Below are 18,497 nucleotides of genomic sequence, written 5' to 3' on the forward strand. Positions count from 1 at the left end.
CGTCAGGATGTTAGGAGGGGACCCCTGCTCTACCGCAGGCGTTAACAGGGGGCCCTTCCTTTCACGGGGTGAGCCGCTGCCGGGCCACCTCGCGCAGGCTGCCGTCGCTGCTGGTGCCCTCGATCACCACTTCCGACCCACGGCCGGCGTTGGTCAGCGTCGACACCGCGTTGCCGAAGTACGGGCCGGCCAGCTTGCGCCACTTCACGAAGGACCGGCGCACCCCGGCCGTACGGGCCATCGCACGGGCCGCCCCGGCCGGACCGCGCGCCCAGCCCAGCCGCATCACCGGTCGCATCCCGGCGGGCACCTGGTTGTGGATCGGCGAGCAGGTCAGCTGGTGCACGGGGGTGCGTACGTCCGGGTCGGCGAAGCGGACCCGGGCCACGTACGAGTGGTGCACGTCGCCGGAGAGCACGCTGATCGACGCCGGTGGCGGGTACGCCGGTCCGGCGCCCTTGCGTTCGTCGGGACCGCCGGGTGTGCCGGTGCCGAGGCGGGCGAACAACTCGGCGAGGCCCTCGAAGGAGCGCCGGAACGCACCCCAGTGCTCCAGGTCGAGCGCGCGGCGCAGCTTCTCGGCCAGCCCGGCGACCCAGGGGCGGGACGAGTCGGCCAGCTTCTCGTTCCACGCCTCGACGTGGTGGATGCCGGGCGGCAGCAGCCACGGCAGCGAGGTGCCGACGACCAGGTGGTCGTAGCTGCCGTGGGCCTGGTCGACGAACCAGGACCACTCGGCGGCCGGCAGCATCGTCCGGCGGCCCGGCACCAGCACCCGGCTGCACCGGCTGTCCAGCATCACCAGCCGGGTGCGGCCCAGGTCGAGCGCGTAGCTCCACTGGTACTGCACGGCGCTCCAGCGGTCGGCGTCGTGCGACAGGTCGGCCTCGGTGTCGACCCGCGTGCCGAACTCGCGCAGCACCTCGGTGGCGTCTTCGGCCGCGCGGACCTTGGCGTAGACCGGGTCGGCGGCGATCTCGTCCGGGGAGAGGTTGCCCAGGTGCTGGTAGACCCAGTACGACGCCAGTCCGCTGGTGATCCGCTCGGGCCACCAGGGCTGGTCGCGCATGTCAGCCCGCCAGGAGGCCGAGGTGTTCCAGTCGTCGATGATCTCGTGGTCGTCGAAGATCATCACGCTCGGCACGGTGGAGAAGAGCCACCGGATCTCCGGGTCGCTCCACGACTCCAGATAGAGCTTGGTGTACTCGTCGTAGCTGACCACCTGGTCGCTGGGAGCGTCCTTGGGGCGCCGCCGCCGACGCCGCAGCAGCCGCTTGATGGTGGGCGAGGTCTCGTCGGCGTACACCTGGTCGCCGAGGAGCACCACCAGGTCGGGCAGGGCCGCCGGATCGGGGTCGTCCAACACCCGCCGGGTGTACGCGTCGAGCGCGTCCGGCGGGAGCCTGCGGGTGGTGGCGTGCTGGGTGGTCTCCCGGCACGACCCGAAGAGCAGCCGTACGGGCTGGTCCCGGTCGTCCTGGGCGCGGGTGCGGATCACGCTGGGCGGGAAGCGGCTCTCCGGCGGGGGCCAGGCCACCTCGTCGTCGATCAGCACCTCGTAGGTGGTGGCGCTGTCCGGCGTGAGCCCCTCCACGACCACCAGCGCGTAGTGGTGCTCGTACGCGGAGAAGGTGGCGGCCGTGCCGGAGGCGCCGCCCGCCGTGCGGACGGTGACCGTCGCGGGGGCCGTGGTCTCGACCCACACGGTGGCCCGGGTGCCGACGACCCGCCGGAGAAGCGGACCGATGAGCAGTCGGGCGGTGGGCATGGCGAACCTCCGAGGTGAGGGGGGACCTCTTCTTACTACCCCGCCGGCGGCCGTGGCATTGCTGGCTGGGCGAGCCTACCGCTCCTGCGGTGGATGACCGGGGGAGCGGTGGATGAGACGCCGTCGCGAGCATCTGACAGGATTTCGGCATGATGGATTACCTCCTCGTCGCACTCGCCCTGCTCGGCGTGCTGATCCTCGCCGGCGTGGGGCTGGTCGTGCCGCGGCTGCGCCGACGGCCGGAGCCGCCGCTGCCGCGTACGGAGGTCGACACCCGGGCCGAGGAGGACCTGGCCGGACCGCCGGTCGAGGCCCCGGAGTCCGATCTGTCCACCGGCGTCCTGGTGGAGCCCCCGGTCATCGAGGCGCCGGCCCCGACCGTCGAGGTGCCCGAGCCGACCGCCGGCCGGCTGGTCCGGCTGCGCTCCCGGCTGTCACGGTCGCAGAACGCCTTCGGCAAGGGCCTGCTCGGCCTGCTCAGCCGCGACCGGCTGGACGAGGACGTCTGGGAGGAGATCGAGGACAGCCTGATCACCGCCGACGTGGGTGTCGACGCCACCCGGGAGATCGTGGACCGGCTGCGGGAGCGCACCCGGGTGCTGGGCACCCGGTCGGTCGCCGAGCTGCGGACCCTGCTCGCCACCGAGCTGGTCAACGCGCTCGACCCGGCCCTGGACCGGGCCCTGCACACCACACCCAAGGAGGGTGTGCCCGCGGTCCTGCTCGTGGTCGGCGTCAACGGCGCGGGCAAGACCACCACCTGCGGCAAGATCGCCCGGGTGCTCATCGCCGACGGACGTACCGTGCTGCTCGGCGCGGCCGACACGTTCCGGGCCGCCGCCGCCGACCAGTTGGAGACCTGGGCCGGCCGGGTCGGCGCGGAGACCGTCCGCGGCCCGGAGGGGGCCGACCCGGCCAGCGTCGCCTTCGACGCCGTCCGGCGCGGCATCGACACCGGCGTGGACACCGTGCTCGTGGACACCGCCGGCCGCCTCCAGAACAAGATCGGCCTGATGGACGAGCTGGGCAAGGTCAAGCGGGTGGTGGAGAAGCACGGCCCGATCGACGAGACACTGCTGGTGCTCGACGCCACCACCGGCCAGAACGGCCTGGAGCAGGCCCGCGTCTTCACCGAGGTGGTCAACGTCACCGGCGTCGTGCTGACCAAGCTCGACGGCACGGCCAAGGGCGGCATCGTGATCGCGGTACAGCGCAAGCTCGGCATCCCGGTCAAGCTGGTCGGGCTCGGCGAGGGACCGGACGACCTGGCGCCGTTCGACCCCGCGCAGTTCGTCGACGCGTTGCTGGGTGCCGATTCCTCCGGTCCGACCGCGTAACCTCGGGTGACCAGAGACGATCGCGCGTACGCGGGCTGGCGCGACCCGAGCCACCCGTCGCAGCGCCTCGGGAGACCGTACGTGACTTCGCAGGAGATCCCGCTGCACGGCGGGAACGTGAGCACCGTGGTACGGGTGGGCGACACGGTCCGGCGCAACGCCGGACCGTGGACACCGGCTGTGCACGCCCTGCTGCGTCACCTGGAGTACGTCGGGTTCACCGGCGCGCCCCGCGCCCTCGGCATGGACGAGCGCAACCGTGAGGTGCTGTCGTACCTGGAGGGGGAGTGCGGGGAGTATCCGTTGGCCCCGCACTGGGTCACCGACGAGGCACTGGTCACCGTCGCCACCATGCTGCGGATGTTCCACGACGCGCAGTACGGTTTCGCCCCGCCTCCGCAGGCGGTGTGGCGCTCGTTCGGCCCGCCCCCGCCGGACACCGAGGTCATCTGCCACCACGACGCCGCGCCGCACAACGTGATCTGGCGGCCGGACGGCACCCTCGGGCTGATCGACTTCGACCTCGCCTCGCCCGGCGCGCGGATCTACGACGTGGCGTACGCGGCCTGGACCTGGGTGCCGATCTTCTCCGACCGGGACTCGATCACGCTCGGCTGGAAGCACCCGGACCGCCCGCGCCGGCTGCGGTTGTTCGCCGACGCGTACGGGTTGATCCCGCGTGACCGGCACCGGCTGATCCGGACCATCCGCAAGCGGATCGTGGACCACGTGGAGGGCATCCGCCGGATGGCCGCCGCCGGGGAACCGGCCTTCGTGCGGATCGTGCACAAGGGGCACCTGCGCCGGCCGATGCGGGACCTGCGCCTGCTCGACTACGAACGGCACGCCCTCGAGTACGCCCTGCGCTGATCCATCGGAGGATCGGGGTACGCCGGACGGCCGATCCACCCCCCGCCGTGTCACCGAGGCGTCCGGCGTTCTTCACACGTACGAAACAAGCCGTCACGGTTCGGAAACCACTCGGGGACCCTGGGCGAAACAGCCGACAATCAGGCTTCCGCGCAACCGGCGTACGGGCGATGCTGCGCGATGCCGGGAGGGAGGGAATACAACCCGAGAGGAGGCAGCGTGCCGGAGCTAGATTCTGGTGCCACCGCCTGGATTTTGACTTCTGCCGCGCTGGTGTTGCTCATGACGCCCGGCTTGGCGCTGTTCTACGGCGGCATGACGCGATCCAAGTCCGTGCTCAACATGATGATGATGAGCTTCGGAGCGATCGGCCTGGTCAGCCTGTTGTGGGTGTTCTACGGATACAGCATCGCATTCGGCGATGACATTGGCGGGATCACCGGAGATCTCTCCTACGTCGGCCTTCGCGGAATGCTGGAGAGCGGCACCGAGGGCGGCATTCCCGACCTCCTGTTCGCCGGTTTCCAGTTGATGTTCGCGGTGATCACCGTCGCGCTGATCAGCGGCGCGATCGCCGACCGGGCCAAGTTCGGCCCGTGGCTGCTCTTCGCCGGCCTCTGGGCGACCCTGGTCTACTTCCCGGTCGCGCACTGGGTGTGGGGCGGCGGCTGGATCGGCGAGCTGGGCGTACTCGACTTCGCCGGTGGCACCGCGGTGCACATCAACGCCGGTGCGGCGGCCCTGGCCCTGGCACTCGTGCTCGGCAGGCGGGTCGGCTGGCCCAAGGACAAGTTCAAGCCGCACAACCTGCCGATGGTGCTGCTCGGTGCGGCGCTGCTCTGGTTCGGCTGGTTCGGCTTCAACGCCGGCTCGGCGGGTGCGGCCGACGGCGCCGCCGCCGTCTCGCTGATCAACACGCAGGTCGCCACCGCTGCCGCGGTGCTCGGCTGGATCGTGGTGGAGTGGCTCCGCGACGGCAAGCCGACCACGCTCGGCGCGGCTTCCGGTGCGATCGCCGGCCTGGTCGGCATCACCCCCGCCTGCGCGTTCCTGGAGCCGCTGGGCGCGATCGCCCTCGGCCTCATCGCCGGTGCGGTCTGCGCGCTCGCCGTGGGTCTGAAGTACAAGCTCAAGTACGACGACTCGCTCGACGTGGTGGCCGTGCACATGGTCGGCGGCATCATCGGCTCGCTGCTCATCGGCTTCCTGGCCATCGAGGTGCTGGCCGGCGAGGGCAACGACGGTCTGCTCTACGGCGGCGGCATCAAGCTGCTCGGCCTGCAGACGATCGGTGTGGTCGCGGTGCTGGCGTACTCGTTCGTGGTCGCGTACATCATCGGCTTCGCGATCGAGAAGACCATCGGCTTCCGGCTCAGCGCGGAGGCCGAGGTCGAGGGCATCGACAACGCCGAGCACGCGGAGAGCGCGTACGAGTTCAGCTCCACCAGTGGCGGTGGCGGCGGGGCATTCGCCGCTGCGGGTATCGCTCCGTCGGCCAAGCCGAAGAGTGAGCCCACCGAAGCGGTAAGCGAAAAGGTCGCCGGCTAACGTTCTCGCAATGGAGGGGTTGGACATGAAGCTGGTGACCGCGGTCATCAAGCCGCACCAGTTGGACGCCATCAAGGAAGCCCTGCACACGCTGGGCGTGGCCGGGCTGACCGTGAGCGAGGTCCAGGGCTACGGACGGCAGAAGGGCCACACCGAGGTCTACCGGGGTGCCGAGTACACGGTCGAGTTCCTGCCCAAGATCCGGGTCGAGGTGCTCACCGACGAGATCGACGTCGACAAGATCGTCGACGCGGTGGTCGGTGCCGCCCGGACGGGCAAGATCGGTGACGGCAAGGTCTGGGTGACCGGAGTCGAGGAGGTCGTCCGGGTCCGCACCGGTGAGCGCGGCCTCGACGCCCTGTAGGACACCGTTGATGACCTCGTCGACCGGGAGGACAGCCGTGGAGACCGACGGCGGAACGACACTCCCGGTCGACGAGGTCGTCGGCGTACCGGCCGGGATCGGCGCCGTCGCGCGCCGGGCCCGGGCCGACGCGTACGACGCCTGGCTGTCCCGGCTGCTGCCGGACCGGCCGGGTGTCGCGCTGCTCGCGGTCGGGGGACTGGGCCGGCGGCAGTGCGCCCCGCACGGCGACCTCGACCTGGTGCTGGTGCACGCCGGGGTGCCCGGCGTCGACGAACTGGCCGCCTCGCTCTGGTACCCGATCTGGGACGCCGGGCTGCGGCTGGACCACTCGGTTCGCACCGTGGCCGAGGCGCTGTCGGTCGCCCAGGACGACGTGAAGGTGGCCCTCGGCCTGCTCGACGCGCGCCTCGTCGCCGGTGACCCGGAACTCGCCGACACGCTGGTCAGCAGCGCCGTCGACCACTGGCGGCGTACCGCCGTACGCCAACTGGCGCCGTTGCGGGAGAGCGCGGCGACCCGCTGGCAGGCCCACGGCGAGCTGGCGTTCCTGCTCGAAGGCGACCTCAAGGAGGCGGCCGGCGGCCTGCGTGACGTCGGCATCCTCAAGGCCATCGCGCTCGCCGGGATCACCGACGCCCTGCGGCCCGCCGTACACGCCGCCCACCTGCGCCTGCTGGACACCCGCGACGCGCTGCACCAGCAGCTCGGCCGGCGGGTCGACCGGCTGCTCGCCCAGGAACGGGCCGGCGTGGCCGCACTGCTGGGGCTCCGGCAGGCCCCGGTCGAGAGCGAGACACACCCGACTCCTGCCGACGCCACCGACGCCGCTCCGGTCTCGGACCGACGCGCGCAGGCCGAGGAGGGCGACGGTGACGCCCTGCTGCGCCGGGTGGCCGGCGACGCGCGCACCGTCAGCCACGCTCTCGACGACGCGTTCCGCGCCGCCGACCGGCTGCGTTCCGGCCGCCGCCGGGGTGCCGACGGCCGTCCGGCACGCCGGCCGGTCGCCCGGGACGTGGTCGAGCACGACGGGGAACTGGTGCTGGCCCGCACCGCCATCGGCGCCCGCCCCGACGCCAGCCTCTCACTGCGGGTGGCCGCCGCCGCAGCGGTCACCGGGCTGCCGATCGCGCGGGCCACGTGCGAGTGGCTGGCCGCGTACTGCCCGCCGTTGCCGACGCCCTGGCCGGCCGAGGCGCGGGCGGCGCTGACCACGCTGCTGGGTGCGGGCGCGGGCCTGCTCCCGGCCTGGGAGACCTGCGACCGGTACGGGCTGATCGACGGCTGGCTGCCGGAGTGGACCCGGCTGCGCAGCCTGCCCCAGCACAACCCGGTGCACCGGTTCACCCTGGATCGGCATCTGGTGCAGACCGCGCACGAGGCCAGCCGGCACACCCGCGACGTGGACCGACCGGACCTGCTGCTGCTCGGCGCGTTCCTGCACGACATCGGCAAGGGCCTGCCAGGCGAAGGTGCCGCCGGGCGGACCGGCAGGCACGAGTCCGCCGGCACCCTCGCAGATCATTCGACCGTGGGCGCGCCGATCGCCGAGGCGATGGCCACCCGGATCGGACTGCCCGAGGCCGAGGCGGCGCTGATCGCCACGCTGGTCCGGTTGCACCTGGTGCTGCCCGAGGTGGCCACCCGGCGGGACCTCGCCGACCCGGTCACCATCTCCCGGGTGGCCGAGGCGGTCGGCGACGTGGCCACCCTCGATCTGCTGTACGCGCTGGTCCGCGCGGACGCCGCCGCCACCGGACCGGGCGCGTGGTCGGACTGGAAGGGGCGACTGGTCGCCGAGTTGGTGGCCCGGGTCCGGACGACGCTCCACACCGGCACCGTGCCGCAGCCACCGGCACCCGATCCGGCGCTGGTGGCGGGGCCGCTGCCGGTCGTACACCTGACCGGGGACAGGGTGGCGGTGGCCGCGGCGGACCGGCGGGGACTGCTCGCGACGGTGGCCGGGTGCCTGGCGCTGCACCGGCTGGAGGTGCTCGCCGCCGACGCGTCGACGGTGGACGGCAGGGCGCTGGTGGAGTGCCGGGTGCAGCCACGGTACGGGTTGGCGCCGGATCCGGTCGCGCTCACCGCGGACCTGCGCCGGGCGGTCGGCGGTGACGTGTCGGTGACGCAGCGCCTGCGCGGCCGGGCCGGACGGGGCACCGGGGCCGAGCCCCGGGTGGTCTGGCACCGCGACGCGGCCACCGACGCGGTGCTGCTGGAGTTGCGCGCCGCCGACGCGGCGGGCCTGCTCTATCGGGTGACCACCGCGTTGGACGCGGCCGGCGCGCAGGTGCGGGCCGCCCGGATCGCCACCCTCGGTGGGGACGTGGTGGACGTGTTCTATCTGGTCGGCTCGTGGCCCTCGGACGCCGAGCGCGACCGCCTCGAAGCCGCCGTGCTCGCCGCGGTGTAAGGAAGGGCCCCCTACTAACGCCTCGTGTATAGGAGGGGTCCCCTCCTTACATCAAGGCGGCGTGGAGCGGGGGTTCCGGTGGCCGGATACGCTAACGGTGGTCGGAGCGCTCGTTCGGCCCCACTCGTGCTCGCCGGAACACTGACAAACGGGATGTTCGTGTGTTTGACACCTTGAGTGACCGCCTCTCCGGGATCTTCACCAAGCTCCGGGGCAAGGGACGCCTCACCGACGCCGACATCGACGCCACGGCACGCGAGATCCGTCTCGCGATGCTGGAGGCCGACGTCGCCCTGCCGGTGGTCAAGGGCTTCATCGCGAACATCAAGGAGCGGGCCCGGGGGGCGGAGGTCTCCCAGGCGCTCAACCCGGCGCAGCAGGTCATCAAGATCGTCAACGAGGAACTGGTCGCGGTCCTCGGTGGTGAGGGGCGTCGGCTCCAGTTCGCCAAGCAGCCGCCGACGGTGATCATGCTCGCCGGCCTCCAGGGCTCCGGTAAGACCACCCTCGCCGGCAAGCTGGCCCGCTGGCTGCGGACCCAGGGGCACCAGCCGCTGCTGGTCGCCGCCGACCTCCAGCGCCCCAACGCCGTCGGGCAGCTCCAGGTGCTCGGTGGCCGGGCCGGTGTCGAGGTGTACGCCCCGGAGCCCGGCAACGGCGTCGGTGACCCGGTGCAGGTGGCGAAGGCCTCCATCGAGCACGCCCGGCGGTCGGCGCGGGACGTGGTGATCGTCGACACCGCCGGTCGGCTCGGTATCGACGCGGAGATGATGCAGCAGGCCGCGAACATCCGGGACGCGGTCGAGCCGGACGAGGTCATCTTCGTCATCGACGCGATGGTCGGTCAGGACGCGGTGCGGACCGCCGAGGCGTTCCGCGACGGCGTCGGCATCACCGGCGTGGTGCTGTCCAAGCTCGACGGCGACGCGCGCGGCGGTGCCGCGCTGTCGGTCCGCGAGGTGACCGGGCAGCCGATCCTCTTCGCCTCCACCGGCGAGAAGCTGGAGGACTTCGACGTCTTCCACCCCGACCGGATGGCCAGCCGGATCCTCGGCATGGGCGACGTCCTCACTCTGATCGAGCAGGCCGAGGCGGCCTTCGACACCGATCAGAAGGAGAAGATGACCGCCAAGCTGATGGGCGGTGAGCAGTTCACCCTGGAGGACTTCCTCGACCAGCTCATCGCGGTACGCCGGATGGGGCCGATCGCCAACGTGCTGGCCATGATGCCGGGCATGGGGCAGGTCAAGGACCAGCTCGCCGAGCTGGACGACAAGCACTTCGACCGGATCACCGCGATCATCCGCTCGATGACCCCGGCCGAGCGCACCAACCCGAAGATCATCAACGGCTCCCGGCGGGCCCGGATCGCCAACGGTTCCGGCGTCACCGTGATGGACGTCAACCAGCTGCTCAACCGCTTCACCGACGCGCAGAAGATGATGAAGCAGATGGGCGGCATGATGGGCCTGCCCGGCGGCGGCCGACGCAAGGCGACCAAGAGCCCGAAGAACAAGCGCAAGGGCACCAAGGGCGGCAACCGGCCGCGCACCGGCGCCGGGATGCCGGGTGGCTTCCCGGGCGGCATGCCGCAGCTCCCGCCGGGGATGAACCCGGACGACCTGGCCGGCGGCCAGGGCCTGCCGCCGGGCTTCAAGCTGCCGAAGATCGACTTCAACAAGCTGGGTAAGCGGGACAAGCCGTAGGTCCTGCGGCACGGTCCTCGGTGGGTCCCCGACCTGCCGTGGACCGGCCGGGGATGCCGGACCTGGACCCGGATCCGGACCTGGTCGCGTCCGGCGGTTGGCCCGGCCGGGGCGAGGCACCCGGCCACCGGTCGAAGTAGAACGGCAGCCACCGCTGGCAGTGCCGCGCGAACGGCGTGGCAGCGGGGCAGACGCGCCGGCTGAAGCCGGAGAGCCGCACCGTGTCCGGCGGGTCGGCCTGGTGGAACAGGCCGACGGTGATGCTGAAGACGCCGCGCCGGATCGCCGCCTCGACCCCGGCGGCCAGCACCCCGGAGTCCAGCGCGTGCTCGTCCGCCTGCCGCCCGACGAGCTCACCCGCCACGGCGGGCAGGACGTTGTGGCACAGCACGGTGACGAGCTTCGGGTTGGGCGACAGGTCGATCACCGGCGACCGGTAGCCGGTCCGGTTGACGTACGCCTCGGTGAAGGGCAGCAGGACACGCGTCGTACCCCAGTCCGCGGCGAGTCGGGCTGCCGTCGCCGACGACTCGGCGACGAGACGCAGATGCGTGGCGAGCAGCGCGTACTGGAGGCGGGGGAGGCGGGCCAGCCGCTGTGCCAGGCGCAGTTCCCCGTCCGAGAAGCAGAGCCGCCCGAGCAGGTAGAGACGCGCCAGTTCCCGGGCCTCGGCGTCGGTGAGGCGGGCGTCGGCCGACTCGGCAGGTGGCGGAGCGTCGGGTACGGGCTGCGGCGGACGGCGCCCGAGGCGGCCGGAGACGAGGGCCTCGTGGAACGCCGCCAGGACGGTGCCGACCTCGGGGCGTACGCCCCCGGGGCCGGCCGGGCACTGCGCGACGAGATCCCGCCAGTGTGTCGAGAGCAGGTCCAGCACCTGCCGGCACGACTCGGCCGGCGACGTTCCCGAGCCGGTCAGCCGGTTGATGCTCCGGAACAGGTGGCCGGCGGGGGAGTCGGCCGCGATCGTGTCGCGGGCCCGCGCTGTCGCGGCCGAGGTGCTGCGCTCGGCGGACACGGTGAAGTAGGCGTCCAGCTCGTCATGGTCCGCCGCCCCGAAGTGCACCGCCGTCGGCTTGGCCCGGGTGACCCGCTGCCAGTAGTGCTCCCGCAGCGCCGCCGGGTCGTCGAGGAACGGATCGAGAGGATCCGGACCCGGGTCGCCTCGGGCCAGTGCGCCGCGGACGAGCGACCGGACGAAGCGGTCGTTCTCGGCGACCAGGTGACCCGGTGCGCTGCGAAGCCACACCTCGGAGGCCAGTTTGGCGGTCTGCATCTCCTCGTTGACGTGCCGCAGGTAGCCGTCGAGCCGCCGCCGGTCAGCCCGCATCGACGTGCCGATCCGCCCGTCCGGCCGCGTCGGCGTCCCGATCCGCTGGTCCGGCCGCGTCGACGTGTTGGTCCGGCGGTCCGGCGGAATCCGCGAACTCCGGCGCCACCAGACCCGCGTACAGCGTGAACAGCCGTGCCGTGGCCTGACGCGCGTCGTCGTCGAGCACGAGCAGGTCACCGGCGAGTGCGGCGGCGAGCGCGCCGAAGGCACCGGCGGTGACCAGCGAGTCCGGATCGTCGACCCGACGCGCGGTGCGTTCGAGGTCCAGGACGAAGCGGTGCAGCGAGTCGGCCACCCGGCGCCCGTCGGTCGGTCCCCAGGCCGGGTGCACCCGGCCGGACCGCGCGGCACGCGGCATGGCCGCTTCGAGGACGCCGAGACAGCGGCACAGCTCCGCCACCGTGTCGTCGGTCGATCCCGGCAGGGGTGCGGGTGCGCCCTGCCGGAGCCAGTCGGTCCGCAACCGCGTCAGGCAGTCGAGGATCTGCTCCGGTGCCATCTCCCGGATGACGATCCGGGCGCGTTTGCGGACCTCCTCGCGCATGTCCGCGTACAACGGCATGTTGAGCGGGCCCTGGAGGTCGTACCGCATCCGCCGGACCAGGCGCTCGTCGGCGGACCCTTCGTCCTCGCCGGCCAGGTCGGCCTCGCGCAGCCGGTTCAGCGTGACGCCCGCGCTCTGGCGGTCGTACCAGGTACGCAGTGCCGCACCCGTCAGGAGCCGGCGGTCGGTGTCGACCACGAGGTCGGGGCGGGCGAGTGACAGTCGCAACGCGTCGACGATGCGGGCGACCTCGCCCCCGAGGGCGTCCAGGAAGCTCGGCCCGGCGGCTCCCCCCAGCAGGAACCGATCGAGGTCCGAGCCGGCCAGGTCCGGCACGCCGAGCCGGCCGGTTCCGTCGTCGACCCGGTGGAAGGACGCCATGATCGCGCTGCGCGGCGCACCGGTGGAGGTCCGGTAGCGGTGATGGACCACCCGACTCGCCGCGAAGATCGTGTGACAGGGGGCGGCCAGGTTCTCCAGGTGCACGACGCGTGGCTGCCGGTCGTCGAAGAAGCGGGCCTGGGCGGCCAGCGCCTCGTCGACCCGGGCCCGGGACGGGAAGATGCAACTGTCCTCGTCGCTCGACACGTCGCCGTCCGCGTCGACGGCGCACTGCCGGAACAGCCGGTTCGTCCGGGGCAGGTAGGTGAGTCCCTGCCCGGCGGGGCCACGCTCGGTGCCCAGCGTCCAGGTCACGATCACCTTGAACTCGTCCATGAACGGGTTGTTGTCGATGTGCAGGGTGTTGTCCCGGGCGACCACGTCGAGCGGCAGGGTGTCCTTGGCCCGCAGGTCCACGATCCCCACCGGCCCACCGAGGGCATGGGCGACGAGCGCGACCAGGAGCGGGTGGGCGAACGTCTCCCGGAAGTGCGGATCGTCGAGCAGTCGGCGGGAGTGGCTCGCGTTCAGGTAGTTGTGCAGGGTGCCCCGGCTGCCCCTGGTGCCCATCTCCGCGTCGTACGCCGCGCGGGCCGCCGCGAAGCGGGGCGTGGAGAGCAGCCCGGCGAAGCTGAGCGCGCCCTCACCGGCGAGGTCGCGCCCGAGGGCGACGAACGCCGAGGCGAGGCGTGCGCCGTCCTCCTCGCCCCGACACGCCTGCCCGACGAGCGCCTCGACGTCACGCCGGAAGGCCTCGGCGGCCTCCGGTCGGCGCAGTTGGCGGTACGCCTGCGGACGCGCCAGCTCGTCGACGGAGACGAGGGGCGCGTGCCGGGTGTTCACGGCGCGACCGTCCCGACCGTGAGCGTCGACCGGGTCAGGTCGGGATGGCGTTCCAGGCGTGCCAGGGCCCGTCGGACCTCGTCGCCGGCGCTCTCGTCACCCAGGTCGGCGTAGGCGCTCTCCAACTGCGCCAGGATCGTCCGCACCGACCGGACGTTGCCGAGTGAGTCCTCCACCCGCCACGCCCGTTCCAGCCAGGTGCACGCCTGTGCCAGGTCACCGGTGCGCAGACCCACGTCCCCGAGCAGGCGCAGGGCCAGGGCCCGACCGTAGGCGTTCTGGGCGTCCTCGCAGATCGACAGGCTGCGTACCCCGAGGTCGCGCGCCCAGGAGTGGTGACCCAGCTCGGTGAGGGCGCGGGCGGCGTCGTACAGGCCACGCGCCTCGCGTACCGGCTTGGCCGTCCGGCGCGACTCGCGGGCCGCCCGCAGGCCCCACCGCAGCGCCTCGGCGTACTCGCCGGAGCGCAGCGTGAGCTCGGCCATGGCGTGCTGGGCGGAGGCCACCCCGCTGTCGTCACGCTGCGCGGCGTCCAGTGCCATCGAGGCGCGCAGCTCCGCCTTCGCGGCCTCCAACCGTCCGACGTCGGCGAGGGCCCGGCCGAGCGCCCGGCGGGACAACGCCTCCATCGCCGGGTCCCCGGCGACCGACGCGGCGACCGCCGCCTCCTGGAGGGCGAGCGTCCGGGTCACGTCCTGCCGCCAGTACAGGAACGTGTTCACCGCCCGGGCGAACCGGGTGACGAACGCGAAGTCCCCCTCGGCCGTCGCCTCCTCGACGAGGAAGGTCAACGACGGTGTCAGCGCCTCGAACCAGGCGAGGGCCTCGGTCACGTCGAAGCGGGCGGCGTCGGCGAGGTCGGCCGTCTCCCGGTCCAGCGGCGACGGATGCCGGTTGGGGTCGATGGCCCGGTCGGCGGCGTGGCTGAGCGCCAGGTGGACGACGCGGATCCGGCGGGCGTACGCCTGCTGCTCCTCGTCGCTCATCACCCGGGCGCGCGTCTCGGTCAGGTACGCCTTGATGATGTCGTGCATGCGGTACCGCCCCACCCCGATCTCGTCGACCAGGGAGGCCAGGCAGAGGGACTGGAGCAGACGGTCGCAGTCGCGCCGGGGCAGGTCCAGGATCAGCGAGAGCATCGAGAGCGAGCAGTCGGTGCTCGGCAGCATCGAGGCGACGTAGAGCACGCGCCTGGCCGGTGCGTCCAGGTCCTCGACCGACCAGGAGATCACCTTTCCCACCTCGATGCCCAGCCCGGCCCCGTCGAGGAAGCGCAGCGGGTTGCGGTCCGACTCGATGCCCAGCATCGCGTCGCGTACCGTCCAGCTGCTGTGGATGGCGAGCTTGGCCGAGACGATGGCGAGCGCCAACGGGTGTCCCTCCAGGAGTTCGACGATGCGTCGGGCGCTGCTGTCGCCCCGTTCGACCCGGACGAACCCGACCCGTTCGGCGAGGAGTTCGACGCCCTCGTCCGTGGTCAGCAGCGGGAGCTTGAGCACCTTGGCCTCGTGCCGGACGCTCATCTCCGGGACGGCGCGGCGGCTGGTGACCACCAGCCCCGACCCGTACCCGGGCACGAGGTCACGCACCTGGTCGTAGGAGCCCACGTTGTCGACGATGACGAGGCACCGCCGACCGGCGGTGGCGGACCGGAACACGTTGCCCCACTCGTCCTCGTTGTCCGGCAGGTCGCCCCGGGTGATCCCGAGCGTGGCCAGGAACGTGCGCACCGCGTCCCGGGACTCGACCGGTGGCGTGCCGGAGTACGCCCGCATGTCGACGAAGAACTGACCGTCGGGGTAGTTGTCGATGCGCGAACTCGCCCAGGCCAGGGCCAGGGTGGTCTTTCCCGAGCCGGCCAGTCCCCAGAGCATGCAGGACCGTGATCCGGGTTCGCTCATGGCCTCGTCCATTGCCTGGAGGAGATGATGGCGGCCGACGATTCTTCCGATTCCACCGGGAAGCATGCGTGGAATTTCCGCCGACCACATCGTCGACCGTGTTTGCTGGACGTAGATCGCCCCCGACGTACCCACCTGCAGCACCTGGTTGGCGGTGAGTTCCTTGGCGACGTTGCGTGGCGTGTTCTCGTCGGCGGGGACCATACCTTCGCCCTTTCCGGCAGACGGATTCCTGGCGGCGATCGGGAGGCTTCCGGCTCGGCCCGCTGATCACATGGTGACGTCGCCGACGTTCTGCGCCTGGACGAGCTTGCCCACTGTGCTGGAGGTGACCGAGTTGACCGCGCCGGTCGACACCGACACCTGCCGGAGCGCCTCCAGCAGCCGTGGATCCTCGGCCGCGTACGCCGAGAGCACCTCGACCAGTCGCGCGGTGTCCTCGTCGGAGGGAACCCGGTGTGCCGTCCGGTCCAGGGCCCCGACGACCTCTTCCGGCTCGTTCCGGCGGAGGAATCGCTGACGAATGGCGTCGACGATCGCTCCTCCGGACCCTTCGGCGATCTTGAGTAGTGCGGCGGAAACGATGGCCTCGATCATTTTCGCGGCTCCTATGGTCGAGGAACGGCCGTCATGCGGCGAGGCAAAGATTACCTATCGACGTGACCACAAGAAAGCCTCGCCCGTGCCGATCCCCGGTCGGGAGAAACAATTTCCCGTAATGTGATCCGATGTGTCCCGTACACGGGTCGTCGGGCAATGTCCGTCGTCCCCCGGCGGGGCGGCAGGACCGTCGCACAGGCTCTCCACCTGCCCTGACGGCCGCGGGGACCCGATGATCGGGTAGGACTGTCACATGGCTCTGCACGTGCGTGGTGTGCTCCTGCCCGACGACGAGGTGCGCGACCTGTGGCTGGTCGGCGACCGGGTCACCTTCGACCCGGTGCCCGGCGCCGAGACGGTGGTCGACGGCGGCTTCGTGCTGCCGGGGCTGGTCGACGCGCACTGCCACATCGGCATCGCCCGGGGCGGTACGCCGATCGCCTCGCTCGACCACGCCCGCGCGTTGGCCCGTACCGACCGGGACGCCGGTGTCCTCGCGATCCGGGACGCCGGTTCGCCCTTCCCGTACCCGGAGCTGGAGGACGAGCCCGACCTGCCGAGACTGGCCCGCGCCGGCCGGCACGTCGCGCCGCCCAGGCGGTACCTGCGGGACATCGGGATGGAGGTCGACGCGGCCGAGGTGACCGCCGCCGTGGCGACGCAGGCCGCCGCCGGGAACGGCTGGGTCAAGCTGGTCGGCGACTGGATCGACCGGGGCGTCGGCGACCTGGCGCCGGCCTGGGACGCGGAGACGATGACCGCCGCGGTGACCGCCGCGCACGCCGCCGGGGTACGCGCCGCCGTGCACACCTTCAGCGAGTCGGCCGTGGAGATCATGGTGCGGGCCGGGGTGGACTCGGTGGAGCACGGCACCGGGCTGAGCCTCGACCTGATCGACCTGATGGCCCGGCAGGGCACCGCGCTGATCCCCACCATGATCAACATTCGCACCTTCGGCGGCATCGCCGACCAGGCCCGACCCAAGTTCCCCGGGTACGCCGACCACATGATCGCCCTGCGCGACCGCTTTCCGCAGGTGGTGCGCGCCGCGTACGAGGCGGGGGTGCCGATCTACGTGGGCACCGACGCGGGCGGTGGCATCGACCACGGCCTCGCCGTCGAGGAGATGCTGCTGCTGCACGAGCAGGCCGGCATGTCCCGCACGGACGTGCTCGCCGCCGCCTCCTGGGGTGCCCGTGCCTGGTTGGGCTTCCCCGGCCTCGTCGAGGGCGGCCTCGCCGACCTCTCCGTCTATGCCGAGGACCCCCGCCGGGACCTGAACGCCCTGCGCACCCCCACCCGCCTAGTCCTCCGCGGCGCCGTCCTCCGCTGACCCTCCGACCACCCGGTCGGGTCGCGGTTGATCAAGAAGTTCGGGCCAGGTTCCGCGCCCGACGGCGACCCGAACTTCTTGATCAACTCGGGGTGGTGGGGTGGGAGCCGGGGAGGGGACGGGAGGGGCGCATAGGATGTGCGGTCATGGCGCGTGTGCTGACTCCCCGGGCGGAGGATTTTCCCCGCTGGTACCAGGACCTCATCGCAAAGGCGAAGCTGGCCGACAACGGGCCGGTGCGGGGGACCATGGTGATCCGACCGGCCGGCTATGCCATCTGGGAGCGGATGCAGGCCGAGATGGACGACCGGATCAAGGCGGCCGGGGCGGAGAACGCATACTTCCCGCTGTTCATCCCGGAGAGCTACCTCAAGCGTGAGGCCGAGCACGTCGAGGGCTTCTCGCCGGAGCTGGCGGTGGTCACCCACGGTGGTGGCAAGCAGTTGGCCGAGCCGGTCGTGGTCCGGCCCACCAGCGAGACGGTCATCGGCGAGTTCATGGCCAAGTGGATCGACTCGTACCGGGACCTGCCGCTGCTGCTCAACCAGTGGGCCAACGTGGTCCGGTGGGAGTTGCGGCCCCGGGTCTTCCTGCGGACCAGCGAGTTCCTCTGGCAGGAGGGGCACACCGCGCACGCCACCCGCGCCGACGCCCGCGCGTACGCCCGCAAGATCCTGCACGAGGCGTACGAGGACCTGATGGTGAACGTGCTCGGCATCCCGGTCGTGGTCGGGCTCAAGACGGCCCGTGAGCGATTCGCCGGGGCGACCGCCACGTACACCTGCGAAGGCATGATGGGCGACGGCAAGGCGCTCCAGCTCGGCACCAGCCACGAGCTCGGGCAGAACTTCGCCAAGGCGTTCGACATCAGCTACTCCTCCGCCGAGGGCGGCCGGGAACACGCCTGGACCACCTCCTGGGGCACCTCCACCCGGATGCTCGGCGGTCTGATCATGTGCCACGGCGACGACAACGGGCTGCGGGTGCCGCCGAGGCTGGCGCCGGTCCAGGCGTACGTGATGGTGGTCAAGGACGGCGACGGCGTGGGTGCGGCGGCGGCCAAGCTCCGCGACGCCCTGCGTGACGCCGGTGTCCGGGTGACGCTCGACGACCGGACCGACACGCCGTTCGGCCGCCGGGCCGTCGACGCCGAGCTGCGTGGCTATCCGGTACGCGTCGAGGTCGGTCCCCGCGACCTGGCCGCCGGGAACGCGGTCGTGGTGCGGCGCACCGACGGGTCGAAGGCACCCACGGCGGTGGCCGACGTGGTCGGTGCCGTACTCGCCGCTCTGGATGCCGACCAGCAGGCCCTGCACGACCAGGCGCTGGCCTTCCGCCAGTCGCGCACGGTCGACGTGGCGACGCTGGACGAGGCGCTGGAGGCGGCGGGCACCGGTTGGGCCCGGGTGCCGTGGTCGGCGGTCGGTGTGGAGGGCGAGGCGAAGGCCAACGGGCAGGGCGTGACGGTCCGCTGTCTGGTCCGTGCCGACGGGTCGGTGCCGGACACCGAGGACGAGCCCGACCTGCTCGCCATCCTGGCCCGCGCGTACTGA

General features: G+C 72.0%; 13 protein-coding genes. 8 read left to right on the forward strand and 5 right to left on the reverse strand.

The window, feature by feature from the left end:
* Positions 1-61 precede the first annotated feature (61 nt).
* Positions 62-1,768 (reverse strand): alkaline phosphatase D family protein, encoded by a 1,707-nt coding sequence (locus tag ABZ738_RS13610; protein WP_131056684.1) that lies wholly within the window; start codon positions 1,766-1,768, stop codon positions 62-64.
* 149 nt (positions 1,769-1,917) lie between these two features.
* Here ABZ738_RS13610 and ftsY point away from each other — a divergent pair, with 149 nt between their 5' ends.
* The 6 genes from ftsY (at position 1,918) to ffh (ending at position 10,012) form a co-directional block, all read left to right on the forward strand.
* A complete protein-coding gene (gene ftsY / locus ABZ738_RS13615; RefSeq protein ID WP_176092959.1) occupies positions 1,918-3,105 on the forward strand; it encodes a signal recognition particle-docking protein FtsY in 1,188 nt (395 codons plus the stop codon).
* Positions 3,106-3,111: 6 nt separating this feature from the next.
* Positions 3,112-3,975 carry an aminoglycoside phosphotransferase family protein gene (locus tag ABZ738_RS13620; RefSeq protein ID WP_176092960.1) on the forward strand — a complete coding sequence of 288 codons (864 nt, stop codon included), beginning with the start codon at positions 3,112-3,114 and terminating at the stop codon, positions 3,973-3,975.
* Between the two features lie 180 nt (positions 3,976-4,155).
* Positions 4,156-5,523 (forward strand): ammonium transporter, encoded by a 1,368-nt coding sequence (locus ABZ738_RS13625; protein ID WP_131052229.1) that lies wholly within the window; start codon positions 4,156-4,158, stop codon positions 5,521-5,523.
* Between the two features lie 25 nt (positions 5,524-5,548).
* Complete coding sequence (locus ABZ738_RS13630; RefSeq protein WP_357213318.1) at positions 5,549-5,887, forward strand: P-II family nitrogen regulator; 339 nt, start codon at positions 5,549-5,551, stop codon at positions 5,885-5,887.
* A 10-nt stretch (positions 5,888-5,897) separates the two neighbouring features.
* A complete protein-coding gene (locus ABZ738_RS13635; RefSeq protein WP_357213081.1) occupies positions 5,898-8,306 on the forward strand; it encodes a [protein-PII] uridylyltransferase in 2,409 nt (802 codons plus the stop codon).
* A gap of 161 nt (positions 8,307-8,467) precedes the next feature.
* Positions 8,468-10,012, forward strand: coding sequence for a signal recognition particle protein (ffh, locus tag ABZ738_RS13640; protein WP_357213084.1), 1,545 nt, complete (start codon positions 8,468-8,470; stop codon positions 10,010-10,012).
* Here the strand turns inward: ffh and ABZ738_RS13645 are convergent.
* The 4 genes from ABZ738_RS13645 to ABZ738_RS13660 form a co-directional block, all read right to left on the reverse strand.
* Positions 9,981-11,339: a hypothetical protein gene (locus ABZ738_RS13645; RefSeq protein WP_357213087.1), complete on the reverse strand. Its 1,359-nt coding sequence runs from the start codon at positions 11,337-11,339 to the stop codon at positions 9,981-9,983. The genes ffh and ABZ738_RS13645 overlap by 32 nt on opposite strands.
* Positions 11,329-13,110: a hypothetical protein gene (locus ABZ738_RS13650; protein WP_357213090.1), complete on the reverse strand. Its 1,782-nt coding sequence runs from the start codon at positions 13,108-13,110 to the stop codon at positions 11,329-11,331. Before ABZ738_RS13650 ends, ABZ738_RS13645 begins: the two co-directional genes overlap by 11 nt.
* On the reverse strand, positions 13,107-15,011 hold the full coding sequence (locus ABZ738_RS13655) for an NB-ARC domain-containing protein (RefSeq protein WP_357213093.1): 1,905 nt from the start codon (positions 15,009-15,011) through the stop codon (positions 13,107-13,109). Before ABZ738_RS13655 ends, ABZ738_RS13650 begins: the two co-directional genes overlap by 4 nt.
* Positions 15,012-15,281: 270 nt before the next feature.
* On the reverse strand, positions 15,282-15,608 hold the full coding sequence (locus ABZ738_RS13660) for a hypothetical protein (protein WP_131052223.1): 327 nt from the start codon (positions 15,606-15,608) through the stop codon (positions 15,282-15,284).
* 256 nt (positions 15,609-15,864) lie between these two features.
* Here ABZ738_RS13660 and ABZ738_RS13665 point away from each other — a divergent pair, with 256 nt between their 5' ends.
* Both ABZ738_RS13665 and proS read left to right on the forward strand, forming a co-directional pair.
* On the forward strand, positions 15,865-16,944 hold the full coding sequence (locus tag ABZ738_RS13665; protein ID WP_131052222.1) for an amidohydrolase family protein: 1,080 nt from the start codon (positions 15,865-15,867) through the stop codon (positions 16,942-16,944).
* Between the two features lie 146 nt (positions 16,945-17,090).
* On the forward strand, positions 17,091-18,497 hold the full coding sequence (gene proS / locus ABZ738_RS13670) for a proline--tRNA ligase (RefSeq protein WP_131052221.1): 1,407 nt from the start codon (positions 17,091-17,093) through the stop codon (positions 18,495-18,497).

This window comes from Micromonospora sp. NPDC047793 (genome assembly GCF_040642635.1).
Classification (GTDB): Bacteria; Actinomycetota; Actinomycetes; order Mycobacteriales; family Micromonosporaceae; genus Micromonospora.